This is a genomic window from Kingella oralis (genome assembly GCF_014054985.1).
In the GTDB taxonomy this organism is placed as follows: Bacteria; Pseudomonadota; Gammaproteobacteria; order Burkholderiales; family Neisseriaceae; genus Kingella_B; species Kingella_B oralis.
In genome coordinates, this window is record NZ_CP059569.1 from 717,553 (window position 1) to 740,531 (window position 22,979).

General features: G+C 55.9%; 28 protein-coding genes. 17 read left to right on the forward strand and 11 right to left on the reverse strand.

The window, feature by feature from the left end; all coding sequences use genetic code 11:
- Positions 1-110: 110 nt before the first annotated feature.
- From H3L93_RS03835 to H3L93_RS03845, 3 genes are all read left to right on the forward strand, one after another.
- Positions 111-614 carry a hypothetical protein gene (locus H3L93_RS03835; RefSeq protein ID WP_003796690.1) on the forward strand — a complete coding sequence of 168 codons (504 nt, stop codon included), beginning with the start codon at positions 111-113 and terminating at the stop codon, positions 612-614.
- Positions 615-677: 63 nt separating this feature from the next.
- Positions 678-1,370: a 16S rRNA pseudouridine(516) synthase gene (locus H3L93_RS03840; protein WP_003796688.1), complete on the forward strand. Its 693-nt coding sequence runs from the start codon at positions 678-680 to the stop codon at positions 1,368-1,370.
- A gap of 202 nt (positions 1,371-1,572) precedes the next feature.
- A complete protein-coding gene (locus tag H3L93_RS03845) occupies positions 1,573-2,523 on the forward strand; it encodes a glycosyltransferase family 52 (protein ID WP_003796686.1) in 951 nt (316 codons plus the stop codon).
- On the opposite strand, the gene H3L93_RS03850 is transcribed toward H3L93_RS03845, so the two are convergent.
- A complete protein-coding gene (locus tag H3L93_RS03850) occupies positions 2,484-2,696 on the reverse strand; it encodes a hypothetical protein (RefSeq protein WP_155803151.1) in 213 nt (70 codons plus the stop codon). The two genes, H3L93_RS03845 and H3L93_RS03850, sit on opposite strands and share 40 nt — an antisense overlap.
- A gap of 136 nt (positions 2,697-2,832) precedes the next feature.
- Here H3L93_RS03850 and H3L93_RS03855 point away from each other — a divergent pair, with 136 nt between their 5' ends.
- Positions 2,833-3,213, forward strand: coding sequence for a DUF805 domain-containing protein (locus tag H3L93_RS03855; RefSeq protein WP_081446107.1), 381 nt, complete (start codon positions 2,833-2,835; stop codon positions 3,211-3,213).
- A gap of 74 nt (positions 3,214-3,287) precedes the next feature.
- Here H3L93_RS03855 and H3L93_RS03860 read toward each other — a convergent pair whose 3' ends face one another.
- A complete protein-coding gene (locus tag H3L93_RS03860; RefSeq protein ID WP_003796682.1) occupies positions 3,288-3,482 on the reverse strand; it encodes a hypothetical protein in 195 nt (64 codons plus the stop codon).
- Between the two features lie 78 nt (positions 3,483-3,560).
- Complete coding sequence (gene tkt, locus H3L93_RS03865) at positions 3,561-5,543, reverse strand: transketolase (RefSeq protein WP_003796680.1); 1,983 nt, start codon at positions 5,541-5,543, stop codon at positions 3,561-3,563.
- Between the two features lie 42 nt (positions 5,544-5,585).
- Here tkt and H3L93_RS03870 point away from each other — a divergent pair, with 42 nt between their 5' ends.
- Positions 5,586-5,723: a hypothetical protein gene (locus H3L93_RS03870; RefSeq protein ID WP_003796678.1), complete on the forward strand. Its 138-nt coding sequence runs from the start codon at positions 5,586-5,588 to the stop codon at positions 5,721-5,723.
- Between the two features lie 23 nt (positions 5,724-5,746).
- Here H3L93_RS03870 and gatA read toward each other — a convergent pair whose 3' ends face one another.
- Both gatA and gatC read right to left on the reverse strand, forming a co-directional pair.
- The gene (gene gatA, locus H3L93_RS03875) at positions 5,747-7,195 is read right to left on the reverse strand and encodes an Asp-tRNA(Asn)/Glu-tRNA(Gln) amidotransferase subunit GatA (RefSeq protein ID WP_003796676.1); all 1,449 of its coding nucleotides are present in this window, start codon (positions 7,193-7,195) and stop codon (positions 5,747-5,749) included.
- Positions 7,196-7,266: 71 nt separating this feature from the next.
- On the reverse strand, positions 7,267-7,557 hold the full coding sequence (gatC, locus tag H3L93_RS03880) for an Asp-tRNA(Asn)/Glu-tRNA(Gln) amidotransferase subunit GatC (RefSeq protein ID WP_003796672.1): 291 nt from the start codon (positions 7,555-7,557) through the stop codon (positions 7,267-7,269).
- Positions 7,558-7,739: 182 nt separating this feature from the next.
- Between gatC and H3L93_RS03885 the strand changes: the two genes are divergently transcribed.
- The 12 genes from H3L93_RS03885 to H3L93_RS03940 all read left to right on the forward strand — a co-directional run bounded on the left by H3L93_RS03885 (position 7,740) and on the right by H3L93_RS03940 (position 18,518).
- A complete protein-coding gene (locus tag H3L93_RS03885) occupies positions 7,740-8,777 on the forward strand; it encodes a rod shape-determining protein (protein ID WP_003796669.1) in 1,038 nt (345 codons plus the stop codon).
- Positions 8,778-8,807: 30 nt separating this feature from the next.
- Positions 8,808-9,686, forward strand: coding sequence for a rod shape-determining protein MreC (gene mreC, locus H3L93_RS03890; protein ID WP_003796667.1), 879 nt, complete (start codon positions 8,808-8,810; stop codon positions 9,684-9,686).
- A complete protein-coding gene (gene mreD / locus H3L93_RS03895; protein WP_003796666.1) occupies positions 9,683-10,186 on the forward strand; it encodes a rod shape-determining protein MreD in 504 nt (167 codons plus the stop codon). Before mreC ends, mreD begins: the two co-directional genes overlap by 4 nt.
- Positions 10,183-12,288 carry a penicillin-binding protein 2 gene (gene mrdA, locus H3L93_RS03900; RefSeq protein ID WP_003796664.1) on the forward strand — a complete coding sequence of 702 codons (2,106 nt, stop codon included), beginning with the start codon at positions 10,183-10,185 and terminating at the stop codon, positions 12,286-12,288. The genes mreD and mrdA overlap by 4 nt, the downstream gene beginning before the upstream one ends.
- 2 nt (positions 12,289-12,290) lie before the next feature.
- A complete protein-coding gene (gene rodA / locus H3L93_RS03905; RefSeq protein ID WP_003796662.1) occupies positions 12,291-13,409 on the forward strand; it encodes a rod shape-determining protein RodA in 1,119 nt (372 codons plus the stop codon).
- A 131-nt stretch (positions 13,410-13,540) separates the two neighbouring features.
- The gene (locus tag H3L93_RS03910) at positions 13,541-13,981 is read left to right on the forward strand and encodes a type II toxin-antitoxin system RatA family toxin (protein WP_003796660.1); all 441 of its coding nucleotides are present in this window, start codon (positions 13,541-13,543) and stop codon (positions 13,979-13,981) included.
- Positions 13,968-14,273, forward strand: a complete 306-nt coding sequence (locus H3L93_RS03915) for an RnfH family protein (RefSeq protein ID WP_003796658.1) — start codon at positions 13,968-13,970, stop codon at positions 14,271-14,273. The genes H3L93_RS03910 and H3L93_RS03915 overlap by 14 nt, the downstream gene beginning before the upstream one ends.
- Before the next feature lie 171 nt (positions 14,274-14,444).
- Positions 14,445-16,277: a SurA N-terminal domain-containing protein gene (locus tag H3L93_RS03920; protein WP_003796654.1), complete on the forward strand. Its 1,833-nt coding sequence runs from the start codon at positions 14,445-14,447 to the stop codon at positions 16,275-16,277.
- Positions 16,255-16,407: a hypothetical protein gene (locus H3L93_RS03925; protein WP_003796652.1), complete on the forward strand. Its 153-nt coding sequence runs from the start codon at positions 16,255-16,257 to the stop codon at positions 16,405-16,407. The genes H3L93_RS03920 and H3L93_RS03925 overlap by 23 nt, the downstream gene beginning before the upstream one ends.
- Positions 16,408-16,418: 11 nt before the next feature.
- Positions 16,419-17,042, forward strand: a complete 624-nt coding sequence (locus H3L93_RS03930) for an SMI1/KNR4 family protein (RefSeq protein WP_003796650.1) — start codon at positions 16,419-16,421, stop codon at positions 17,040-17,042.
- A 224-nt stretch (positions 17,043-17,266) separates the two neighbouring features.
- Entirely contained in the window at positions 17,267-18,100 is an 834-nt protein-coding gene (gene panC / locus H3L93_RS03935; protein WP_003796648.1) for a pantoate--beta-alanine ligase, read from the forward strand.
- Between the two features lie 166 nt (positions 18,101-18,266).
- Positions 18,267-18,518 (forward strand): hypothetical protein, encoded by a 252-nt coding sequence (locus H3L93_RS03940; protein WP_003796647.1) that lies wholly within the window; start codon positions 18,267-18,269, stop codon positions 18,516-18,518.
- A gap of 60 nt (positions 18,519-18,578) precedes the next feature.
- Here the strand turns inward: H3L93_RS03940 and H3L93_RS03945 are convergent, their stop codons facing one another.
- The 6 genes from H3L93_RS03945 to H3L93_RS03970 all read right to left on the reverse strand — a co-directional run bounded on the left by H3L93_RS03945 (position 18,579) and on the right by H3L93_RS03970 (position 22,969).
- The gene (locus H3L93_RS03945; protein ID WP_003796645.1) at positions 18,579-19,127 is read right to left on the reverse strand and encodes a carboxymuconolactone decarboxylase family protein; all 549 of its coding nucleotides are present in this window, start codon (positions 19,125-19,127) and stop codon (positions 18,579-18,581) included.
- A gap of 99 nt (positions 19,128-19,226) precedes the next feature.
- A complete protein-coding gene (locus tag H3L93_RS03950) occupies positions 19,227-19,379 on the reverse strand; it encodes a hypothetical protein (protein ID WP_003796643.1) in 153 nt (50 codons plus the stop codon).
- A 40-nt stretch (positions 19,380-19,419) separates the two neighbouring features.
- Complete coding sequence (locus H3L93_RS03955; protein ID WP_003796641.1) at positions 19,420-20,295, reverse strand: lipid A biosynthesis lauroyl acyltransferase; 876 nt, start codon at positions 20,293-20,295, stop codon at positions 19,420-19,422.
- Between the two features lie 95 nt (positions 20,296-20,390).
- Positions 20,391-20,918 (reverse strand): hypothetical protein, encoded by a 528-nt coding sequence (locus H3L93_RS03960; RefSeq protein ID WP_003796640.1) that lies wholly within the window; start codon positions 20,916-20,918, stop codon positions 20,391-20,393.
- Positions 20,918-21,700: an indole-3-glycerol phosphate synthase TrpC gene (trpC, locus tag H3L93_RS03965; protein WP_003796638.1), complete on the reverse strand. Its 783-nt coding sequence runs from the start codon at positions 21,698-21,700 to the stop codon at positions 20,918-20,920. Before trpC ends, H3L93_RS03960 begins: the two co-directional genes overlap by 1 nt.
- Before the next feature lie 177 nt (positions 21,701-21,877).
- Complete coding sequence (locus H3L93_RS03970; RefSeq protein WP_003796636.1) at positions 21,878-22,969, reverse strand: lysozyme inhibitor LprI family protein; 1,092 nt, start codon at positions 22,967-22,969, stop codon at positions 21,878-21,880.
- Between the last annotated feature and the right edge of the window lie 10 nt (positions 22,970-22,979).

A 22,979-nucleotide genomic window follows, 5' to 3' on the forward strand; every position in this document is an offset into this window, starting at 1 on the left:
CGTATCCGAATCATCCAACGCGCCAACAACGGGCTGCCTTTGCATAGACAAATCTGTCTTTCAGGCTGCCCACCGCCCAGCAAAGGCAGCCTGAAAACATCGGAGCAGCCATGGAAACAGAACTCAAACTGTATTACCGGTGCGGTGTTACGGCTTTATTGCAGTTGGCAATACTGGCGGCTTTGCTGTATTACGCCAACCACACCCTTCTCCGTTTTGATGCCGGCACAGGGCAGGCGGGCAAATGGCGGGAATATCTGCAACTGTTCCTTGTAGACGCACTGCTTGCCTGCCCGCTGATATTCCGTCTGTCCATGCTGCTTGACCGCCGTCCGCAAATCATTATCAGTGCGGACGGTATCCGCAGCCGCAACGGAAAAAATGCGGTATGGCGCGATGTCGGCTATTTGGGCAATATCCGTATAGGGCGGACAAGATACGGCACATGGCTGGATTTGTCTGTCGGCACGCAGGAGATGACGTTTCCGTTGAACCACCTGCGCTGCGACACTGACCAACTGGAAACCCTCGTCCGCGCCCTTGCCGCCGAACCCCAACGCATACGCCGCGTCCAAATCATCCAACGCGCCAACAGTGGGCAGCCGCCGGTGTAAACCAATGTTTTCAGGCTGCTCCGGCAAATAAAGGCAGCCTGAAAACCCAATCGGAAACCATTTATGAATATCATCAAATATCTGCAAGCCCAAGGCATAGACACCCGCAAAGGCTGCCAATGGCTTGTCAAACACCAACTCGTGCAAATCAACGGCGACACCATCGCCAGCGACAAAGCCGAAGTGCAGCCTGAAAACGTCCGCAGCCTAAGCATAGAAGGCGAAGACGCGCTCATCATCCCGCTGCCGCATTTCTACATCCTGCTCAACAAACCCGCCGACTACGAAGTCTCCCACAAACCGCGCGACTACCCCAGCGTGTTCACCCTGCTGCCCGACCAAATCCGCGCCGCCGACATCCAAGCCATCGGGCGGCTGGATGCCGACACCACAGGCGTGCTGCTCATCACCAACGACGGGCAATTCAACCACCGCATGACCAGCCCCAAACACAAAGTCGCCAAAATCTACCGCATCACGCTCAAACACCCCGCCAGCGACACCCTATGCAGCAGCCTGAAAAACGGTGTATTGCTGCACGACGACAACGAAACCGTTGCCGCGCAAGAAGCCATCTTGCAAACCCCCACCACCCTGCTGATGACCATCAGCGAAGGCAAATACCACCAAGTCAAACGCATGATAGCCGCCGCTGGCAACCGCGTTGCCCAGCTGCACCGCCAACAATTTGGCGACTGGGACACCCAAGATTTAGCCGCAGGCGAATGGCGGTTTATCCAGCCCGATAACGCATAGCGCACACCCCAAAGGCAGCCTGAAAACCCCAAATGGAGCGTCGGCGGCTTGCCGACAAATGCCAACGCATTGCTAACGAACATAGCCCCAAGCGTTGTTCAACCTCCAAAAGGCAGCCTGAAACCCGGTTCAACGTATCCCAAGCGCCAAACCCCATTTCAGGCTGCCCCATCTCCCCCGCCCATTCATCCCACCCCACACCATGCCCAACCTCTTCATCTGCCTCACCCCCCTGCAAGCCCTCATCGCCCAAGCGCTCATCCGCCAAACCACCCAACCCGCCGACCTGCTGATGGTGTGTTACCCCGAAGCCGACAACGCCAAATTCCAGCATTATTACCAACAAACCGCCGCCCAATGCCGCCGCAGCCGCTACCACATCGTCCCCCGCCGCCCGTGGCAACGCGCTTTCGCCCTATCGCGCCTGCTTGACGGGCTAGACAGCCATTACCACACGCTTTACGCCGCCAGCATCGACAACGCCAACGTGCAATACCCCGCCAGCCGCCTGACATTCGACCGCCTTGAAACCTTCGACGACGGCACAGGCAACCTCTACCCGCAAAGCCTCCTCTACCAAAACGACAGCCCCAAGCGCCGCCTGCTCAACGCCCTGCGCGGCATCAGATGCACCACCCAAAGCCTGCGCCAACTCAGCCGCCTGCATCACACGCTGTACCCCAACCTGCCCAACATCGCCGCGCCCACCCGCCCCCTGCAACTGTGGCAAAGGCAGCCTGAAATCCAGCCCAGCCCCGCCCCAACCGCCCCCATTCACATCCTGCTCGGGCAGCCGCTCTACCCCGAAGCCCCGCGCAACACCGCCCTGATGCAACGCATCGCCGAGCGCTTCCCCATCACCCACTATTTCCCCCACCCGCGCGAACACCACCCCATCCCCAATCTCAACTACATCCGCACCCCGCTCATCTTTGAAGACTGGCTGCTGCAACACATCCGCCAGCAGCCGCGCACCCCCGTCCACATCTATCATCTGGCCAGCACCGCCGCGTTCAACGTCAGCCGGTTCCCCAACGTCCGCATCCACAGCATCCGCCCGCCGGACGAACTGTTCCGCCGCCCTAGCTACGCGCATCTCTACCGCCTTATGCCTCAGCTCGGCATGGAAATCATTGATTTAGAGGCAGCCTGAAACCCCATTCCCGTTTCAGGCTGCCATTGCCCGTTTTTCGCCCGTGCAGGCGTTTCGCCGCCTACCACGAGCAGGGGCAAGCCCCTGCACCCCGTGCGAGCCACTCTTTCAGGCTGCCAAACATCGCACTCGCGCCCCAAGACAGCCTGAAAACATAAAAACAATCTCACCATTTTTATTAATTAAGCGATTTTTTTGACTCATCTATTGAACGATTATTTGATTCATCCCACCGCTGTGCTTGACTCCCCCCCCCCCCGCAATTACAATCCCACGTTTTTTCTTAACTAAAATTTAAGGAGTTTAAACGTGGATTTGTATCTATCAGCTTGGAAAAAATACAATGTATTGAATGGACGAGCGAGTCGTAAAGAATATTTACTATTTAATTTAATTGGCATGTTGATAGCATTTATTCTTGCGATCATGATGTTTTACGGTATGGTTACATCTGATAGACCCAGAGTAGTTGGTGGTGGTTTTGCTAGAACAATACTATTAATCTATTGCCTAGCTGGCATACGACCATTATTCGCACTTACCGTGCGTCGTTTGCACGACACCAATCATTCAGCATGGTGGTTTCTTATTAACTTAGTTCCTTTTATTGGTGTTTTCATTTTTATGTTTACCCTTATGTCAAAAGGCACAAAAGGTGCTAATCGATTCGGTGAAGCTCCATTGAAATAATTATTAAGGTTATTAACTACACCCTACACCCAACGCAGCCTGAAAACCATTCTCCCCATTTTCAGGCTGCCTATCTATCGCAAGCAAAGCGCCAACGCCGCCCGCGCACATTCACTAATATCCCCATCTGCCGAGCGCAGCGAAACCATCAGCCCCGCCACCAACGAAGCATCCGCAAACGCCATCGCCGCCTGCCTAACCCAATAGCGCACGCTATCAGACAACGGCTGATGTCGGCACAAAAAAGCAAGCGCTTTGGTTTTGTTCATCGCACTTCCAATCGTTCAAAAGATAAAAGGCAGCCTGAAAATCCGTTTCAGGCTGCCTATTCAACATTCAACCACGGCTTACAGCACCGCTTTCACCGCCGCCGCCACATTGTCCACGGTAAAGCCAAACAGCTTAAACAGATCGTCTGCCGGCGCAGATTCGCCAAATCTATCCAGCCCAACCACCTTGCCGTTCAGCCCCACATATTTATACCAGCCGTCCGACACGCCCGCTTCCACCGCCACTTTGGGCAAATCGGCAGGTAGCACCACCGCTCGATACGCCGCAGGCTGGCGGTCAAACACATTGGTGCACGGCATAGAAACCACGCTAACCGCAATGCCTTGTTCTGCTAACGCTTTTTGTGCGTTCAACGCCAATTCCACTTCCGAGCCGGTGGCGATAATCACCGCCTGCGCCTTGCCTGCCGCCTCTTGTATCACATAGCCGCCGCGACAAATTTTGTCGAGGGTGTCTGTGCTGCGCGGGATATAGGGCAGGTTTTGGCGGCTGAAAATCAGGCAGCTGGGGTGGTCGGACGCTTTCACCGCTTCCGCCCACGCAATCAGGCTTTCGGCGGTGTCGCAAGGCCGCCAAACGTCCATGTTCGGAATCAGGCGCAGTGTGGCGGTTTGCTCAACGGGTTGGTGCGTCGGGCCGTCCTCGCCCAAGCCGATGCTGTCATGCGTGAACACAAACACAGGGTTGATTTTCATCAACGCCGCCATGCGCAAAGCGTTGCGGGCGTATTCGCTGAACATCAAAAACGTTGCGCCAAAGGGGCGAACGCCGCCGTGCAGCGCCATGCCGTTCAAAATCGCCGCCATGCCAAATTCGCGCACGCCGTAGTGAATATAGTTGCCGCCGCCGTTTTTCGTTACCGAAACGCTGCCCGACCAATCGGTTAGGTTAGACGGCGTTAAATCCGCCGAGCCGCCCACCAGTTCGGGCAACACTTTCGCCAACACTTCAATGCTGTTTTGGCTGGCTTTGCGCGTGGCGATTTTTTCGGCTTTTTCGGCAAATTCGCTGATGGCAACCTTCACCGCGCTTTCAAAGTTTTCAGGCAGCCTGCCTGCCATGCGGCGTTCAAATTCTGCTGCCAATTCAGGATATTGCGCTTGGTATTGCGCGAACAGCGCGTTCCATTCGGCTTCCAGTTTTGCGCCTTTTTCGGCGGCGTTCCAAGCGGCATACACATCGGCAGGCACTTCAAACGGCGCGTGATTCCAGCCCAAATGCTGGCGCGTGGCGGCGATTTCTTCCGCGCCCAATGGTGCGCCGTGGGTTTTGTGGCTGCCTTCTTTGGTGGCAGCGCCTTTGCCGATTAGCGTTTTGCAGCAGATGATGGATGGCTGGGCGGTTTCGGCTTGCGCGGCGGCGATGGCGGCGCGGATGGCTTCGGGGTTATGCCCGTCCACATTGGGCACGACGTGCCAGCCGTAGCTTTTGAAGCGCTCGGGGATGTTTTCGGTGAACCAGCCATCCACTTTGCCGTCAATGGAAATATTGTTGTCGTCATACAAAACAATCAGTTTGCCCAAGCCCAGCGTGCCCGCCAGCGAAGCGACTTCGTGCGAGATGCCTTCCATCAGGCAGCCGTCGCCCAAGAAAACATAGGTGTGGTGGTTCACAATGGCAAAGCCGTCGCGGTTGAATTCGGCAGCGAGCAGTTTTTCTGCCAACGCCATGCCGACTGCGTTGGCGATGCCTTGCCCCAGCGGGCCGGTGGTGGTTTCCACACCGTCGGTGTAGCCGTATTCGGGGTGGCCGGGGGTTTTGCTGTGCAGTTGGCGGAAGTTTTTTAAATCATCGGTAGAAAGATTGTAGCCGCTCAAATGCAGCAGGCTATACAGCAGCGCAGAAGCGTGTCCATTGGACAGCACAAAGCGGTCGCGGTTGGCGAATTTCGGATTTTTGGGGTTGTGGCGCAGAAATTCGCGCCAGAGCACGTCTGCCATGTCTGCCATGCCCATGGGTGCGCCGGGGTGGCCAGAATTGGCGGCTTGCACGGTGTCCATTGAAAGAAAACGAAGCGCGTTGGCGGTTTGTGTTGCCATGACTTTTCCTTTGTTGCGTGGTGAAGAAAATGAAGGGCGATTATGGCAGCTTTACAATTTGTTTACAAATATCTGCGGGTATCTGCGGGGTTGGGGCAGCCTGAAACGGTGGATAGGGCGAATTTTGTTTACGGGCTTGCCGGAATCGCGGGCGCAAATGGTTTTCAGGCTGCCTATTGATGGAGGCAGCCTGAAAATAACCATCACGCGGGTCGCTTGGTATGCCAGTCGCTGTGCAACTGCATTTGATGCGCTGCGCCTAAAATCTTGGCTTCGGCAAAATAATTGCCAATCAGTTGCACGCCAATCGGCAAGCCCTCTGCGCTCAATCCCGCAGGCAGGCTCAATGCAGGCAAGCCCGCCAGATTAACGGCAATGGTATAAATATCAGAAAGATAGGCTTGCACAGGGTCTTGGTTTAGCTCGCCCAATTTCGGCGCGGCGGTCGGCGCGGCGGGGGCTAAAATCAAGTCGCATTGGGCAAAGGCAGCCTGAAAATCGTTGGCAACTAAGCGGCGCAGTTTTTGCGCTTTGAGATAATAGGCATCGTAGTAGCCGTGGCTCAACACATAAGTGCCAATCATAATGCGGCGTTTGACTTCGCTGCCAAAGCCTTCGGCGCGCGTGTTGCTGTACATTTCGTCCAGATTGGCAAACTCTTTGGCGCGATGCCCATAGCGCACGCCGTCATAGCGCGAAAGGTTGGTGCTGGCTTCGGCAGATGCGAGCACATAGTAAGCAGGAATGGATAACTCGGTTTGCGGCAGCGAAACTTCTATCAATTCCGCGCCTTGCGCTTGCAGCAGGGCTTTGGCGTTTTCTAAGGCAGCCTGAACGTCTGCGCTGTTGTTTTGAGTGAAATATTCTTTGGGCAAGCCAATTTTCATGCCTTTAAGCGGTTGATTTAATTGGCTGGTGTAGTCTTCGCGGGCGCGGTCTAGGCTGGTGCTGTCGCGCTCGTCAAAGCTCGCCATTTGGTTGAGCAACAGAGCGCAATCTTCGGCGGTTTGCGCCATGGGGCCCGCTTGGTCAAAGCTGGATGCGTAGGCAATCATGCCAAAGCGCGAAACGATGCCGTAGGTGGGCTTCAAGCCTGTGATGCCGCAATGCGAAGCGGGCTGGCGGATGGAGCCGCCTGTATCCGAGCCCAGCGCAGCAGGGGCAAGACGCGCCGCCACCACGGCAGCCGAGCCGCCTGATGAGCCACCCGCAACGTGTTGCGTGTTAAAAGGATTGTGCACCGCACCGTAGAACGAAGTTTCGTTGCTTGAACCCATGGCAAATTCGTCCATGTTGGTGCGCCCCAGCGTTATCATGCCCGCGTCCAACAAATTTTGCACCACGGTGGCGGTGTAGGGCGCGACAAAATTGTCCAGCATTTTGGAGGCGCAAGCGGTGCGCCAGCCTGTTTGGCAGAAGATGTCTTTGTAGGCAATCGGCACGCCTGTGAGCGCGTGGGCGTTGCCTTGCGCGATGCGCGCATCGGCAGCGCGGGCTTCGGCAAGGGTGGCATCGGGGTTGAGCGTGATGTAGCCGTTGATGGATGGGTTGCGCGCGTTGATGGCGTTAAGGTATTCGGTTGCCAGCTCAACAGCGGAGATTTTTTTGCTTTGCAGCAGGTTGCTGGCTTGGGTGAGGGTGTAGGTGGTCATTTTTAATGCTTTCTATATTTCTGTATAAAAATAGTTTTCAGGCTGCCTATGGCGCAAAGGCAGCCTGAAACTCACTCTTCAATCACATGCGGCACGATATACATCCGATTGCGCACCTCAGGCGCAACCGCCAAATATTCCGTCGCGTGATCGCTCTCCGTAACCGTATCCTCGCGCAAGCGCAAAGCTACTTCGTGCGGATGCGCCATCGGCTCAACGCCATCGGTGTTTACCGTCTGCATTTTTTCCACCAATTCAAACACGGCGTTCAGTTTTTCCAGCGTGCTGTTTTTTTCGTCGTCGCTTAAAGTTAAGCGCGAAAGTTTTGCGATTTTTTCAACGTCGTTAAGCGTTAAAGACATGGTTAAAATCCTTAAATTTAGTTTGGTAATTCGTGAAATTAAGGTATGATTGCGCGTTTATTTTATCCGCCAAAGCGCGCGATTATAACCGAAAACCTATTGCAAAGCATGGCGATTTCAGGCTGCCTGCCGTGATTGCCCTGCTTTAATTATTGTTTAATATCATATTTTCAGGACTTCTTATGCTGCACTTCTTTACGCGTTATTTTTCTAACGATATTGCGATTGACTTGGGCACAGCCAATACGCTGATTTACATCAAAGGCAAAGGCATTGTGTTGGATGAACCTTCTGTCGTAGCGGTGCAGGTGGACAACGCAGGGCGCAATGAAACGCTGGCGGTGGGCACAGAAGCCAAAAAAATGCTGGGGCGCACCCCGGGTTCTATCCAAGCTATCCGCCCGATGAAAGACGGCGTGATTGCCGATTTTGTGATTACAGGCAAAATGCTCAAAGCTTTTATCCGCAAAGTAAACAGCAGCAAATGGGCAGCCGCGCCGCGCATTGTGATTTGCGTGCCTTGCGGCGCAACGCAGGTGGAGCGCAAAGCCATCCGCGATTCGGCGCAAGAAGCGGGCGCATCCGCCGTTTATTTGATTGAAGAACCGATGGCAGCCGCGATTGGCGCAGGCTTGCCCATTGAAGAACCCACAGGCTCTATGGTGGTGGATATTGGCGGCGGCACCACCGAAGTGGGTGTGATTTCGCTGAACGGCGTGGTGTATTCGCATTCCATCCGCGTGGGCGGCGACACGTTTGACGAAGCGATTATCCAATACGTTCGCCGCAACTACGGCATGTTAATCGGCGAAGCCTCTGCCGAAGAAATCAAAAAACGCATCGGCTCCGCTTTCCCCAGCACCGAAGTGAGCGAAATGGACGTAAAAGGGCGCAATTTGGCAGAGGGCATCCCGCGCTCGTTCACCATCACCTCCAACGAAGTACTGGAAGCTCTCGCCGACCCATTAAGCCAAATTGTGCAAGCCGTTCGCAGCGCGTTGGAGCAAACCCCGCCCGAATTGGGCGCGGACATCGCCGAACGCGGTTTGGTGCTCACAGGCGGCGGCGCATTGCTCAAAGGTTTAGACCGCTTGCTCGCCGAAGAAACAGGCTTACCCGTGTTGATTGCGGAAGACGCACTCACTTGCGTGGCACGCGGCTCGGGCAAGGCACTTGAAATGATTGGCAGAATGAATTCTGTGTTTGTAAATAACCCATAATGATTTTCAGGCTGCCTGAAAACTGTTCCAATGTCTGAATCGCTTTCTTTTACGCAACGGGGCATTCGCCCAGTTAATAAACTGATTTGCTTGTCGCTGGCATCCATCGCGCTTTTGATGCTGGATAACCATTTTTCTGCCGTGAAAACCGCCAAGCAATACGTTGCCACCTCGCTTTATCCCTTGCAATGGTTAGCCAACAAGCCTGTTGAATGGTATGAATACAGCAACGCCTTGCTGCAATCGCAAACCTATCTGCTCAGCGAAAACCAACGCTTAACGCAAGAAAACGCCAAGCTGCGCTTGCACGCCAGCCAAGTGGATATGCAAACCAAGCGCTTGGAAGAATTGCAGTCGTTGCTGGCATTGAAAAACCACGGTTTAACCATCACCACCGCCGCCGAAATCATTTCCAATGGCAAAGAGCCGATAGGCAGCAAAGTCATCATCAACAAAGGCACAAACGACCACATCCGCGCCGGCGATGCGGTGGTGGACGATGCGGGTTTGATGGGGCAAGTAACCCAAGTGCATCCGCTGACCGCCGAAGTGCATTTGCTCACCGACACCACCAACACCATCCCCGTTATGGTGGCGAGAACAGGCGTTCGCACCTTGCTTTATGGTGGCGGCGGCAATATTGAGCTGCGCTATTTCCCCACCGATGCCGATTTGCAGCCGAATGATGTTTTGGTGACTTCGGGCTTGGATAGCGTGTATCCCGCAGGTATTCCCGTCGCCAAAGTCTTGCTCACCAGCCGTAATGCGGGCACGCCTTTTTACCGCGCGGAGCTTAAACCCGTGGCTGCGCTGCGGGTGAGCAAATATGTTTTGGTGTTGCCGCAAACCGATTCCACCCTTATTCAGGCTGCCTCTGCGGTGGCAGGTTCATCTTCTGCAAAACCATGACCGAATCCGAAACCCTGTATAGCAAAATCCAAAAGCGTTTGATTTACATTAGCTTTTTGCTGGCTATTTTGATTGATTTCATCCCGCTTTCAGGCAGCCTGTTTCATTGGCTGCCTGAATTTACAGCGTTGATGCTGATGTATTGGATTATCAACCGTCCGCAAAACGTGGATATCGGCACCGCTTTTATCCTCGGCTTGTTGATGGATATCGGCACCAACGCTTCGCTGGGCGGGCACGCGCTTGCCTACGTTATCGCCGCATATATCGTTATCCAAAACCGCCGTCAGATTGTGTTGTACCACTACGGCGTGCAGGCGGTGGTGATTTTTGCCGCCTTGCTGTGCAGCGAAATGATTTTGACGGTAGTGCGCTGGCGGTACACGCATCATTTTTATGGTTGGACAGTCTTTCTCTCGCCCGTTGTCGGCGCTTTGCTGTGGCCGTTGTTGAATAAAATCATGGTCTCTCTCTTGAATTTTCTGAACTCTCGCCGATGAAAACACCTCGTCAATTTTCAGGCAGCTTTCCGCAACCCGCCCACAACCGCCAGCGCGATTTTATTTGGCGTTTGGCGGCGGCGTTCGTTTTTGTTCTTATCTTTTTCGGCATCCTGGCGGCGCGGTTTGTGTTTTTGCAAGTGTATAAGCACAACGAATACGTTGCCCAAGCCACCACCAACCGCATCACGCTGATTCCCACACCGCCCATTCGTGGCGAAATCACCGATGTAAACGGCGTGGTGTTGGCGCAAAACTATCCTGCTTACTCGCTGGAAATCATCCCCAACCAAGTGGAAGGCAAAGAAGACGATTTAATTGAATCGCTCAAAGCCTATGTGAATTTAACCGAGGATGATTTGCGCCGCTTCAAAAAATTCCGCGCCGATTACCGCTCTTACGAAAAAGTCCCTTTAAAATTAAAACTCACCCCCGATGAAGCCTCCACGCTTGCCGCGCAGTTGTATCGCTTTAAAGGCGTGGAAATCAACGCGCGCACCTTCCGCGAATATCCGTTTGGCGCATTGACCGCGCATTTTTTGGGCTATATCGGGCGCATCAGCGATAAAGACATGGAAAAGCTGGTGGAAAACAAGCGCGAAACCGCCTATCGCGGCACCACCCACATCGGCAAATCAGGCTTGGAGGCGTATTACGAAGAGCAGCTACACGGTGCACCGGGTTATCAAGAAGTGGAAAAAGACGCGGCGGGCAATATTGTGCGCGTGATTCGTTCCGACCCCTCGCAAACGGGGCAAACGCTGCGTTTGGCGATGGATATTCGTTTGCAAAAAGAAGCCGACCGCTTGATGGGCAACCGCCGTGGCGCGTTGGTGGCGATAGACCCGCAAACAGGCGGCGTGTTGGCGTTTGTGTCCAAGCCCAATTTTGACCCCAATGTGTTTATCGACGGCATCGACAGCGACACTTGGAAATCGCTGAACGAAGATTGGCAGCGCCCGTTAATCAACCGCGTAACGCAAGGGATGTATCCCCCCGGTTCAACCTTTAAGCCGTTTATGGCGATGACACTGCTGGAAAGCGGCAAAATAGGGCAGGGCACATACGTTCCCGCCCCTGGTGCATGGAGCATCCCAGGGACGAAGCACCAATTTCGCGATGCGGCGCGAGGTGGGCATGGCTCGGTTACGCTGCTGCGGGCGATTCAAGTGTCGTCTGATACTTTTTTCTATCGCCTAGGCTATGAATTGGGGATAGAAAAAGCCTTTCCGTATCTGGCTTCGTTTGGCTTTGGCGAGCGCACGGGCATTGATTTGCCGGGCGAGTATCGCGGCATTTTGCCCAGCCCTGCTTGGAAGGCAAAACGCTGGGCGAAAGGCTCGGAAAAGCAGAAGCGTTGGAATCCCGCCGAGATGGTGCCGGTGAGCATCGGGCAGGGCTATAACACGTTCACGCCGCTGCAAATGGCGCACGCCACCGCCACGCTGGCAAACAACGGCACAGTGTACCGCCCGCATTTGGTGAAAGAGCTGCTGGACCATGAAAATCAACAAATCACCGTGATTGACCCCAAGCCCGAGCGCGTGTTGCCGTATAAACAAAGCAATTTCAATTATGTGAAACGTGGGATGCAACTGGTGTTGCAAGGCGGCGGCACGGCGGCCAAAATTGGCGCGGGCTTGCGCTACACCATGGGCGGCAAAACGGGCACGGCGCAAGTGGTGCAAATCGCGCAGGGCAAAAGCTATAACGCCGCCGCGCTGCGCGTGCAACACCGCGACCACGCTTGGTTTATCGCCTTTGCGCCTGTGGACAAGCCGCAAATCGCCGTTGCCGTGATTTTGGAAAACGCAGGCTGGGGCGTGAACGCCGCGCCCGTGGCACGCCATCTGATTGATTATTATCTGCTGCAATTGAAGCAAGACAAAGTGAGCAAAGACATCACGGGCGCGCGCCGCACGAGCAATCCGTTGCTGCAACTTTCCGCGCCGATGGCGCAACGGAAAAACAATGTTCAGGCTGCCTTTGAAGCCGCGGCGCAGGAAAAAGCGGCGCGCGCGCATCCCGATTTTCAGGCTGCCTCAAATCCTGCTTCTGCCCCAGCGTCTGCGCCTACCGCTGCGCCCGCCAAGAGACCGTAACCATGCAAGAACACAACGATAACCTGCTCATCAAAGCCAAACGCTTATTTTGGAATCCGCTAGACCCATGGCTGTTTTACGCCATGCTGGCTGTGTATTTGATGAGTATGTTTTTGCTTTACTCCGCCGATGGGCAAGACATCGGGCGGCTGGAAAACAAAACCCTGCACACCATTTTGGGCATGGGTTTGCTGCTGATTTTTGCGCGGATTCGCCCCAACATTTTGAGCAATTTTGCCTTGCCGATTTATGTGCTGGGCGTGGTGCTGCTGCTGGGCGTGCATTTTTTTGGCGTTACGGTAAACGGCTCAACGCGCTGGCTGAATCTCGGCTTTGTGCGCTTGCAGCCTTCTGAAATCATGAAAATCGGGCTGCCGATGACGGTGGCGTGGTTTTTCCAGCGCTATGAAAACAACCTTTCGTGGTTCCATTATCTTGCCGCGCTGGCGATTATTGCCGTGCCCGTCGCCCTGATTTTGAAGCAGCCCGATTTGGGCACCGCCACGCTGATTATGGCTTCGGGCTTGTTTGTGATTTTCTTTGCGGGGCTGCCGTGGAAAGCCTTGCTTGCCTCCATCATCGCCTTTGCCGCCGCGCTGCCCGTGATGTGGAATTATGGGATGCACGATTACCAAAAACAGCGCGTGCTCACGCTGCTAGACCCTTCCAAAGACCCACTAGGCGCGGGCTACCACATTTTGCAATCCATGATTGCCATCGGCTCGGGCGGCGTGTGGGGCAAGGGCTGGCTCAACGGCACGCAAACGCATTTGGACTACATCCCCGAATCCACCACCGACTTTATCTTTGCCGTGTATGGTGAGGAATTTGGCTTAATCGGCAATATTTTGTTGTTGATTGTGTATTTGGTGATACTCGGGCGCGGCTTGGTGATTGCGGGGCAGGCGAAAACGCTCTACAACCGCACGCTGGCGGGCGCGCTCACGATGACGTTTTTCTGCTACGCCTTTGTGAACATGGGCATGGTGAGCGGCATCCTGCCCGTGGTGGGCGTGCCGCTGCCGTTGGTGAGCTATGGCGGCACGGCAACGCTGTCGATTATGTTTATTTTGGCGTTGCTGATGGGCATCGCGAACCAAAACCGCAAGAAGCCAACTTGAATGAGGCAGCCTGAAAACCGAAATGCAAGCCAAACGGCAACGGCAACCGCCCGACACCTCCAACCCTTTTTCAGGCTGCCTTAGCCGTCTGAGGCAGCCTGAAAACACAACCGCAATTCCTTTATCCCGCCATGTCCGAAATCCGCATCCACAAAACCGTCCTCGTCCCCCACAGCGCCGCGCAAATGTATCAGCTGGTAGACAAAGTTGAAGACTACCCCCGCTTCCTGCCGTGGTACGGGCGCAGCGAAGTGCTCTACCGCAGCGACACCGAGCTCAAAGCCCGCCTACACATGGACTACATGGGCATCACCCAATCCTTCGCCACCCACAACCACAACATCCCCAACCGCGAAATCCGCATGACCCTGCTGGAAGGCCCATTCAAATCCCTGCACGGCACATGGCAGTTTGACGACCTAGGCGACGACATCTGCCAAATCACCTTCACCCTCAACTACGAACTCACCGGCATCCTCAGCCGCCTCATCGCCCCCGTGTTCAACAGCGTATCCGGCAAACTGGTGGACGCATTTGTAAAAGAAGCGAACCAACGCTATGGCAAACGATAACGAAATCACCATCGAAGTCGCCTACGGCACCGCCGAGCAACAACGGCTCTACCGTTTCAGGCTTCCTGCCAACAGCACCGCCCGCCAAGCCGCGCTCGCCGCCCCCGTGTTAAACGACTTCCCCGAAGCCCAACCGCACACCGCCCCGCTGGGCATTTTCGGTAAAGCCGTTAAAGACAGCCACATCCTGCGCGAAGGCGACCGCGTGGAAATCTACCGCCCGCTGCAAGCCGACCCCAAAGAAGCACGGCGCAAACGCGCAGCGCAAAACAAGCCGCCCAAGGCAGCCTGAAAATACAAAACTAACCCGTTTTCAGGCTGCCGTTGCCCGCAAAAATCCCCCACACAAGCCGCCCGCAAAACGGTAAAATTTCCACCCTTTCCCGCGCGCCCAAGCAACACAGGCAGCCTGAAAACCAGTTTACTCCTCCCCTTTCTTTCAACCACAACAACCCTTAACACCATGTTCCATTCAGTCAATAAATTCCGCACCCCCGTTACCATCCTGCTCTCGCTGATTGCCGTTTCTTTTATGGGCTACGGCTTTGTTTCCCTGCAAGGCATCTCCCGCGACAACTACATCGTCAAAGTGGGCGACCAAATCATCACCCGCTACGCGCTCGACCAAGCCGTGCAAAACACCGAAGCCGCAGGCGAGCCGGCCAGCCGCGAAGCCGTGTTCCAAACCCTGTTGCAACGCGCCTATTTGCTGGAAGGCGCCAAACAGCTCGGCATCGTGGTCAGCGACGAGCAAATCAAACAAATCGTGGTGGACAACCCCCAGTTCCACGACACCAGCGGCAAATTTGACCCCAAACTGTTCCAAGCCTACCTGACCAACACCCGCCAAAGCGAAGAATCGTTTATGCAGGCGCAGCGCGAAAACCTGAGCGTGGCGGCGCTGTTGCAAACCTTAAACAGCAACGCCGTGTCTGATTTCCAAGCGCAGCAAGTCATCAACGCCGTGCTCGCCCCCCGTTCCACCCGCGCCTATGTGTTGAACCCGCAAGCCTTTGCCGACAAAGTGAAAGCAGATGATGCCGCGCTGAAAAAATACTATGAGGCCAACAAAAAAGACTACCTGCTGCCGCAAGGCGCAAAATTCGAATACATCGTGCTTTCGCCCAAAGACATCGCCGGCAAGCAAAGCGTGAGCGATGCCGAAATCGAAGCAGCCTACAACGCAAGCAAAGGCAGCCTGAAACCCAAACGCCGCGTGTCGCACATCTTGATTGAAGCGCCCAAATCCGCCGATGCCGCCACGCGCGAAAAAGCCCGCGCCGAAGCCGAAAAAATCGCCGCCGAGGCCAAAGCCCATCCCGAGCAATTTGCTGAAATCGCCAAACGCGCCTCGCAAGATGTGGGCAGCGCAGCCAACGGCGGCGACTTGGGCGAGATTGCGCAAGACGGCAAAATTGGCAGCAAAGCCTTGGAAGACGCGGCATTTGCATTAAACAAAGGCGAAGTGAGCGGCGTGGTGGAAAGCGATTTTGGCTACCATGTTTTGCGCGTAACCGACATTGCCGATGTGTCGCTGGCGGCGCAAAAAGACAGCATCCGCAGCAGCCTGCAAGCCAAAAAAGCGCAGCAAGAATACAACAAGCAACGCGAAGCATTGAGCGAAGCCGTGTTCAGCGCGCGCGACAAATTGCAGCCTGCCGCGCAACAATTCGGCTTAACCGTGCAAACGCAAAACGAGTGGACAACCCGCGCCAACGCAGGCAGCCTGAAAATACCCGCCGCCGTGGCGGAAGCCTTGCTGGCGGGCGACGTGTTCAGTAAAAAACTCAACTCTGCCGCCATCAATGTGGACGGCGAAACATGGTTTGTGCGCCCCACCGAAACCCGCACCGAGAGCACCGAAACCTTTGAGCAAGCCAAACCGCGCGTAGCGGAACGCTTCAAGCTCGCCGAAAGCCGCCGCTTGGCGCTGGAACACGCCAAAAACCTGCAAAAAGAGCTGGCGGCGGGCAACAACCCTGCGGTGGCGTGGTCGACCGTGGAACAGGTTGTGCCGCTGCAAGTGCGCGCCAATCTGAGCGACGATGCCTATTTTGCCTTTATGCAGGCCATCCCGAAAAACGGCAAACCTGCTTACGCCGTGCTGGATATGCCCGCCGCGCCGCAGCTGGTGGAAGTGCAATCCATCCAAACCGTCGGCAATCCCCAAGCCCTTGCCAACGCCAAGCAAACGCTGGCGCAAGAAATGGGCGAAAACATGATTCAAAACTACATTGAATCGCTGGCGGCAAGCATCAAAACCCAGCAGGGGATTGAGAAAGTGTCGGGCGAATAATTCCACCCCGTTTTCGGGCTGCCTTGGCTCGAGGCAGCCTGAAAAGCCATCAGCCGCCCATTTTTGCAAGGCTTCGCTGCCCGATGCGCTTCAAGGCAGCCTGAAATCCATTTCATCCACCCACCCGTAAAGGAAACCGCCATGAAAGACCTTGTTACCCGCATGCAAGCCCAACTCAAAGCCCTCGCGCAAAAATATCCCGCAGCCGCCGAAGAGCTGGGCATGAACTTTGAGCTGAACGCCGGCGCAAGAGAAGCCGATTTCGCCAAGCTGGAACAAACGCTCGGCTACGCGCTGCCCGAAGAGTTTAAAGAACTCTACCGCGTTGCCAACGGCGAACCCGATATAGACGGTGTGTTTGCCAGCGACGAATGGTTGAGCATTGACCGCATCATCAGCGAATACGCGGTTTGGAAAGATTTGTACGACGACGGCTCATTCCAAGAAGACGACGGCACGGACTACGGCTGCGAACCCGAAGACGCAGGCATCAAAGCCGATTTTTGGTGGAATCCCAAATGGATTCCGCTTTCCGCCGACGGCGGCGGCAATGGCAAAATGATAGACCTAGACCCAGCGCCAAGCGGCACGGCAGGGCAAATCATCCAAATGTGGCACGACGACGCGGCACGCGAAAAAATCGCCAACTCCCTGCGCGAATTTTTGCAAAACTATGTGCAGGATTTGGAAGCGGGGCGGTATGTTTTGGATGCTGATTACGGCGTGATTTTGCAATCCGAATTGGATGATTTGAACGCCGAATAGGCAGCCCGCGTAGCGCAGCGGAATTGCGAAGCTAAAACAAGAAACGCCGTCATTCCTGCGCAGGCGGGAATACTGTTGTTTATCAGCAGGTCGGGCATCAATACCCGACCTACTTAGGTTTTACAAAGGTTTCAGGCTGCCTATGCCCTCCATCAAGGCAGCCTGAAACGCCGTTCAGCGTAGCCAAAACCCTTTTCCCAAAACCCACCCGTAAGGACACCACCATGCACATCTTCCACACCATCGCCGAGCTGCGCCAATGGCGCAAAACCGTTGCCAACATCGCCTTTGTGCCTACCATGGGCAACCTGCACGACGGGCATCTCGCCCTTGTGGAGCGCGCCAAGCAAGAAGCCGAACACGTTGTGGTCAGCATTTTTGTGAACCGCATCCAATTCGGGCAAGGCGAAGATTTTGACCAATACCCGCGCACGCTGGCGCAAGATGCCGACAAGCTCCGCGCCGCAGGCGTTGCCGCCGTTTTCGCCCCCGACGAAGCCGAACTCTATCCCGCAGGCGAGCAGCAATATTTCGTTGAACCGCCCGCGCTCAAACACGAGTTGTGCGGCGTGTCGCGCCCCATCCATTTTCGCGGCGTGGCAACCGTGGTCAGCAAGCTGTTCAACATCGTGCAGCCCGATGTCGCCTGCTTCGGCAAAAAAGACTACCAGCAAGTCGCCATCATCCAAGGCATGGTCGCCGATTTGAACATCCCCGTGCGCATTGTTGCCGTGAACACGGGGCGCGCTGCCGACGGCTTGGCATTGTCCAGCCGCAACCAATATTTAAACGCCGCCGAACGCGCTGAAGCCCCGCGCCTGTACCGCGCCTTGCAAAATATCGCCCAAGCCGCGCAAGCGGGTAACCGCGATTTCGCCGCGCTCGCCCAAGCCGCCCGCGACGAACTGCACGCGCACGGCTGGGCGGTGGATTATGTTGAAATCCGCCAAAGAGGCAGCCTGAAAACCGCCCAAGCGGGCGACAGGCAACTGGTGGCGCTTGCCGCCGCCAAGCTGGGCAACACGCGCTTGATTGATAATCTGGAATTTGACGTATAACCCGCCGCGGCGTTTGCATCACCCGCGCGAAAAAATCCCTTGTTGCGGGCAGCAAGGGATCTTGTTGTTTGCGCGGATGTTTAGGCGGGGTGGTTTCAGCTGCGCTGAACTGCGTTTCAGGCTGCCTTAATGCAGGCGTGGGTCGGCAGCCTGAAACGAAACTTTTGTGAAACCTGCGACCGCGATGGCGTGTTGGCGGCGCGCCGACATCATGCCGCTTCTTAAAGCCCTATTGAATACGCCATTTGGCCATGCACCTTTGCCGCGCCATTTTAAATTTCAGGCTGCCTTAATACTTAAAGGCAGCCTGAAACCGTTTCTTGCGCGGGGTAAAATCTTGCCTTTGCTTGCGATATGCGGCAAATCTAAGCGACAAACCGCCTGCGGCAAAACCCTCCGTAACCATATTTACATTTAAAGGCAGCCTGAAAATGAATAAACCCATTTTCAGGCTGCCTTTGGTTTGCGCCGCTTGCCGTTAGGCGTAGGCTTGCAATTCGGGGTTAATGTCGGTTTGCGCGAGGTTGTTGGTGTAGTTGCACAAGGTTGCCAGCGCCACGCCCATTACCACGTCCACCGCTTGTTCTTTGCGGTAGCCTGCGGCAACGAAGGCGGCGAGTTCGGCATCGGAAACCGCGCCTTTGTTTGCCATCACGGCGATGGTGAAATCGGCAAGGGCTTTGAGTTTGGCATCGTCGAACTCGGCGGGGTTCACATCGCGCGAGGCTTTGATGGCTTGCTCGGACAACAGTTTTTTCAGCGTGGCGAGTTTGGTGTGCCCTGCCACGCAGAAGCCGCATTGGTTGGTGCGGGCGGCGATGATTTGGATGACTTCGCGCTCGCCGCCTGTGAGTGAGTTTTCGTTGTTGAGTTTGCCGACTTCTTGGTAGAAGGTGAGGGCTTGGGGGGAGTTGGCGAGTGCGCCGATGAGATTGGGGATGAAGCCGTTGGCTTTTTGCGCGGCTTCTACGCGGGCTTTGGCGGCTTCGGGGGCGGATTCTACGGTGTGTACGGTTAAACGTGCCATGTTGTGTTCCTTATGTTTAGGTGAAAAAGACGGGTGGATTGTAGGAGGGTTTGGGCAGCCTGAAAAAGATTTTGTGTTTATGTTTGTTAGACGATTTGGTTATTTGGGCGGGCTGTGTGGTGCGGAGCGTGCGGCGCGGGCGCGATGTTGGAACGCTTGAATGCCGATGCGCGTTTCTACGGCTTGCCGGCAAGCCGTGCACTGGTTTTCAAAATGGCTGAGGCAGCCTGAAAACGTGAAATGCCATTTCATTGGTTTTAGCTTCGCAACTCCGCTGCGCTACGCAGGCTGCCTATTTGGCGTAAAACGACGGCTCGCCTTGGGGGCGGGTTTTGAAGCGTTTGTGCAGCCAGTAATACTGGGGGATTTGCTCGCGGATGCGTTCTTCTATAAAGGCGTTCATGCGGCGCACGTCGGCGGCGGTGTCTTGGCTGGGGTAGTGTTCCCATGCGGGGTAAAAGCGCAGGACAACGCTGCCGTCGGCTTGGCGGGTGGGGATGGCGGGGATGATTTTGGCGTGGGTCATTTGGGCGATACGGGGCAACCCTGCGATGGTGGCAGTGGGAATGCCAAAGAAGGGGATGAATAGGGAGTCTTTTGCGCCGAAGTCTTGGTCGGGCAGGTAGAGGAAGGGGGCGTTTTCGCTGCGGATGTGTTTGATGATGCTGCGCAGGCCTTCGGTGCGCCCGACAAGGAACACGTTGTCGTAGCGGTGCCGCCCGTGCAGGATTTGCGCGTCGAGCGCGGGGTTTTTTTGGTGGGAATAGACGCTAATCAGCGGCACGTCTTGGTTGAGCGCGTATACGGCGGCTTCAAAGGCGGTGAAATGGGGATAGAGCAGGATGACTTTTTCGCCTGCGGCAAGGGCGTCGTCAAGGATGTGTTTGTCTTGGTAGCGCACCATTTGGCGCAGTTCGACGGCGGGGGCGTACCAGTATTTGCCGTATTCCAGCACCAAAAGCGCCATGTGGTAGAAGTGTTGGCGCAGGATTTGGTCGCGCTCGGCTTGGCTTTTTTCGGGGAAACACAGCGCGAGGTTGGTTTGCCCGACTTTGCGGCGCGGGGCGACCAGCCAGTAGCACAGCCAACCGAGCAGGCGGGCGAGCGCGCGCAGGGCGGAATGGGGGAGCTTGCCGAGTAGTTTGAGGATGAAGAAGGCGAGTTTCATGGTGGGGGCTTTCAGGCTGCCTAATGGGCGGCTGCGATGTGGGCAAGATGGTTTCAGGCTGCCTTTGGCGATAAGGCAGCCTGAAAACGATGCAATCAACGGCATCCCAACGTGGGCGCAAGGGTGTCAAAGCTGCGGTCAAGCGCCGCGCATTCGTTTTCGGTGGGGCGGCTGCGTGCCAGTTCCACGCGCAAATCTTGGTTGGAGGCGCGCAGGGCTTCGGCATCTTCGCCTTGGCGGGCAAAGCATTGGTCCACGCGCTGATAATAGCGTTCGCAGGTTTCGGGCAGGGGCGGAAGGTTATCGGGCAGGGTTTCGGGCGACGCGGCGGGGGTGTCGGCGGGTGGCGGGGTGTTTGCCCATGCGGCGATGTCGGATGCGCCCACTTGCTCTTTGGCTTCGCGGCGGGCGTTGAGAATGTCGTCTTGCTCGGTGTTTTGCACCCAAGAATAATCTTTGGCGGCGACATCGGAAGCTGTGCGCGGCGCGGAAACGACAGCAGGCGCGGGCGGTTGGCGCAATTTGCTGCGCAAGCTGAAAATAAACGTGAGCGACAGCACCACGGCAACCAATATCAGCGGCAGGGCGTGTTCGGGTTTGAGTTGAACGGGCGGGCGTTTCATCAAAACAGTTTCCGTACTTCGGCAACGATGTCATCGGCGCGCATAAAGGTTTCGCCGATGAGAAAGGTGTTTACGCCGTGCTGCTGCATCCGTTGCACGTCGTCTTTGCTGGTGATGCCGCTTTCGGTTACCACGATGCTGTCGCCCAGCTGCGGCAACAGGGCGATGGTTTGCTGCAAGTCCACTTCAAAGGTGTGCAAATTGCGGTTGTTTACGCCGCGCAGGGGGGTGGTCATGCGGGCGCATTTTTGCACTTCGCTCTCGTCGTGCAGCTCCACCAGCACCGCCATGTTCAGGCTGTGGGCCACGCCTTCCAGATGCAGCAGCGCGGTTTCGTCCAGCGCGGCGGCGATGAGCAGCACGGCATCTGCGCCCCATGCGCGGGCTTGGTAGATTTGGTATTCGTCGATGATGAAGTCTTTGCGCAGCACGGGCAGGGACACGGCGGCGCGGGCTTGGCGCAAATACACGGGCGAGCCTTGGAAATAGGGTTCGTCGGTGAGCACGGACAGGCAGGCGACGCCTGCGGCTTCGTAGTCTTTGGCATGTTCGTCGGGGTGGAAATCGGGGCGGATAAGCCCTTTGGATGGGCTGGCTTTTTTGATTTCGGCGATGATGGCAGGCTGATTGGCGGCGTGTTTGGCGCGGATGGCAGCGATGAAGTCGCGCGGCGGCTCGGCGGTGCGCGCTTGCACTTTCATGTTTTCTAACGAGATTTCGGCTTTTTGCGCGGCGATTTCTTCGGCTTTGGTGGCGAGGATTTTGGCTAGGATGTCGGTCATGGGGCGGTCTCTTTTGAGGCAGCCTGAAAATGCGGTTGGGGGTGCCGCATCGCTATTGCGTTTGATTTTCAGGCTGCGTGGCTGTGGAGATAAGGGTTTGCGCGGCAACTTGATAAACAAAAAGGGCTGTACACAAGAAGGCAGCCTGAAAGTTTCAGGCTGCGGTTGCGTGCGGCGTTATTCGATGCTGTACCCTTTTAAATATTGCACGCGCTCGCGCGTCATGCGGGTGTCGCATTGCAGTTGCAGGTATTGGCTTTCGGTTGCGCTTTTGCCTTTGGCGGCGGCGTTGCGGCAGTTGGCGCGTTTTTTGCTTTCCCATTCGCGCTGTTCGTCCACAAGGTCTTGTTGCACTTGGGGGTCAATTTTGCGCCATGCGGATTTGATGGATTGGTCGGCTTTGTCGTTGGCTTCGCGCGCGGCGTTTAGCTCTTTGTCGCTCACGTTGTTTGGTTTTTCTACAGGCGGGGTGAGTTTTTCAGGCTGCGGTTTGGCGGGGGCGGATGCGCTGTTGTCTAGGGCATCGGTTTTGGGGGCGGGCACGGCTTTGCGCAAGTCTTCGGGCTTGGGCGGCTCGGGGATGTTGTCAATCGGGGGAACGGCTTGTGGCGCGGGAATGGAGGCTTCTTCGGCTTTGGGCTGGTCTTTTTGTTTGAGTAGTTTCAGGGCTTCGGCGCGGCTGACGTTTTTGCCGTTTACGTTAAGCGTGTCTTTTACGCCGTAGGCGGCAAGAGCGTCGGCAAGCAGGTTGGCGGCGCCGCTGAGGTTGTTATCGGTGGGGGTGAATTGGTTGTTTTTGACGGCATAGTTCAGCGGGAAGCTGAGGGTGTGGTTGCTGAATGTGCCGTTGCCGCCGGTGAGGTGTCGGCTGATGATGTCTTGCGGGGCTTCGCTTTGCAGCAGGGGGGCATTGGTTTGGGCTTGCTTGATGAGGTTTTCGGGGATAGCGATGGCGACTTGCGCTTGGCAGGTTTCGGGCATTTGCCCTGCTTGGGCGTTGCTGGTGGTTACGTTTAATTGCGCGGCTAGGGCGATGAGTTTGTCGGCATCGATGTAGTCGTTGGCGTTGGCAAGGCGTTTGGCGTTGTTGCCGATGGTGTCTTGCACGATTTGTTTCACTTGGCTGTCGAGCGCGGGGATTTCGCAGCCGGCATTGGCAACGGCGGATGCGGCAGACGCTGCGGAGGCGGCGGGTTGGGTGGGGTCGCTTTGCGAGCAGGCGGTGAGGACTAGGGCGGCGCAGAAGGCGGCAAGGGCGGTTTGTTTCATTTTGTGGCTT

Excerpts from the sequence above, each read along its gene's own strand:
- H3L93_RS03835 (WP_003796690.1), top strand. The coding sequence starts at position 111 with ATGGAAACAGAACTCAAACTGTATTACCGGTGCGGTGTTACGGCTTTA.
- rodA (WP_003796662.1), top strand. The coding sequence starts at position 12,291 with ATGCAAGAACACAACGATAACCTGCTCATCAAAGCCAAACGCTTATTT.
- trpC (WP_003796638.1), bottom strand. The coding sequence starts at position 21,700 with ATGACCGACATCCTAGCCAAAATCCTCGCCACCAAAGCCGAAGAAATC.
- H3L93_RS03885 (WP_003796669.1), top strand. The coding sequence starts at position 7,740 with ATGCTGCACTTCTTTACGCGTTATTTTTCTAACGATATTGCGATTGAC.
- gatC (WP_003796672.1), bottom strand. The coding sequence starts at position 7,557 with ATGTCTTTAACGCTTAACGACGTTGAAAAAATCGCAAAACTTTCGCGC.
- H3L93_RS03850 (WP_155803151.1), bottom strand. The coding sequence starts at position 2,696 with ATGGTGAGATTGTTTTTATGTTTTCAGGCTGTCTTGGGGCGCGAGTGC.
- H3L93_RS03860 (WP_003796682.1), bottom strand. The coding sequence starts at position 3,482 with ATGAACAAAACCAAAGCGCTTGCTTTTTTGTGCCGACATCAGCCGTTG.
- H3L93_RS03840 (WP_003796688.1), top strand. The coding sequence starts at position 678 with ATGAATATCATCAAATATCTGCAAGCCCAAGGCATAGACACCCGCAAA.
- mrdA (WP_003796664.1), top strand. The coding sequence starts at position 10,183 with ATGAAAACACCTCGTCAATTTTCAGGCAGCTTTCCGCAACCCGCCCAC.
- H3L93_RS03950 (WP_003796643.1), bottom strand. The coding sequence starts at position 19,379 with ATGAAATGGCATTTCACGTTTTCAGGCTGCCTCAGCCATTTTGAAAAC.
- panC (WP_003796648.1), top strand. The coding sequence starts at position 17,267 with ATGCACATCTTCCACACCATCGCCGAGCTGCGCCAATGGCGCAAAACC.
- H3L93_RS03970 (WP_003796636.1), bottom strand. The coding sequence starts at position 22,969 with ATGAAACAAACCGCCCTTGCCGCCTTCTGCGCCGCCCTAGTCCTCACC.
- H3L93_RS03960 (WP_003796640.1), bottom strand. The coding sequence starts at position 20,918 with ATGAAACGCCCGCCCGTTCAACTCAAACCCGAACACGCCCTGCCGCTG.
- H3L93_RS03920 (WP_003796654.1), top strand. The coding sequence starts at position 14,445 with ATGTTCCATTCAGTCAATAAATTCCGCACCCCCGTTACCATCCTGCTC.
- mreC (WP_003796667.1), top strand. The coding sequence starts at position 8,808 with ATGTCTGAATCGCTTTCTTTTACGCAACGGGGCATTCGCCCAGTTAAT.
- H3L93_RS03910 (WP_003796660.1), top strand. The coding sequence starts at position 13,541 with ATGTCCGAAATCCGCATCCACAAAACCGTCCTCGTCCCCCACAGCGCC.
- tkt (WP_003796680.1), bottom strand. The coding sequence starts at position 5,543 with ATGGCAACACAAACCGCCAACGCGCTTCGTTTTCTTTCAATGGACACC.
- gatA (WP_003796676.1), bottom strand. The coding sequence starts at position 7,195 with ATGACCACCTACACCCTCACCCAAGCCAGCAACCTGCTGCAAAGCAAA.
- mreD (WP_003796666.1), top strand. The coding sequence starts at position 9,683 with ATGACCGAATCCGAAACCCTGTATAGCAAAATCCAAAAGCGTTTGATT.
- H3L93_RS03915 (WP_003796658.1), top strand. The coding sequence starts at position 13,968 with ATGGCAAACGATAACGAAATCACCATCGAAGTCGCCTACGGCACCGCC.
- H3L93_RS03930 (WP_003796650.1), top strand. The coding sequence starts at position 16,419 with ATGAAAGACCTTGTTACCCGCATGCAAGCCCAACTCAAAGCCCTCGCG.
- H3L93_RS03955 (WP_003796641.1), bottom strand. The coding sequence starts at position 20,295 with ATGAAACTCGCCTTCTTCATCCTCAAACTACTCGGCAAGCTCCCCCAT.
- H3L93_RS03945 (WP_003796645.1), bottom strand. The coding sequence starts at position 19,127 with ATGGCACGTTTAACCGTACACACCGTAGAATCCGCCCCCGAAGCCGCC.
- H3L93_RS03870 (WP_003796678.1), top strand. The coding sequence starts at position 5,586 with ATGGCAGCTTTACAATTTGTTTACAAATATCTGCGGGTATCTGCGGGG.
- H3L93_RS03845 (WP_003796686.1), top strand. The coding sequence starts at position 1,573 with ATGCCCAACCTCTTCATCTGCCTCACCCCCCTGCAAGCCCTCATCGCC.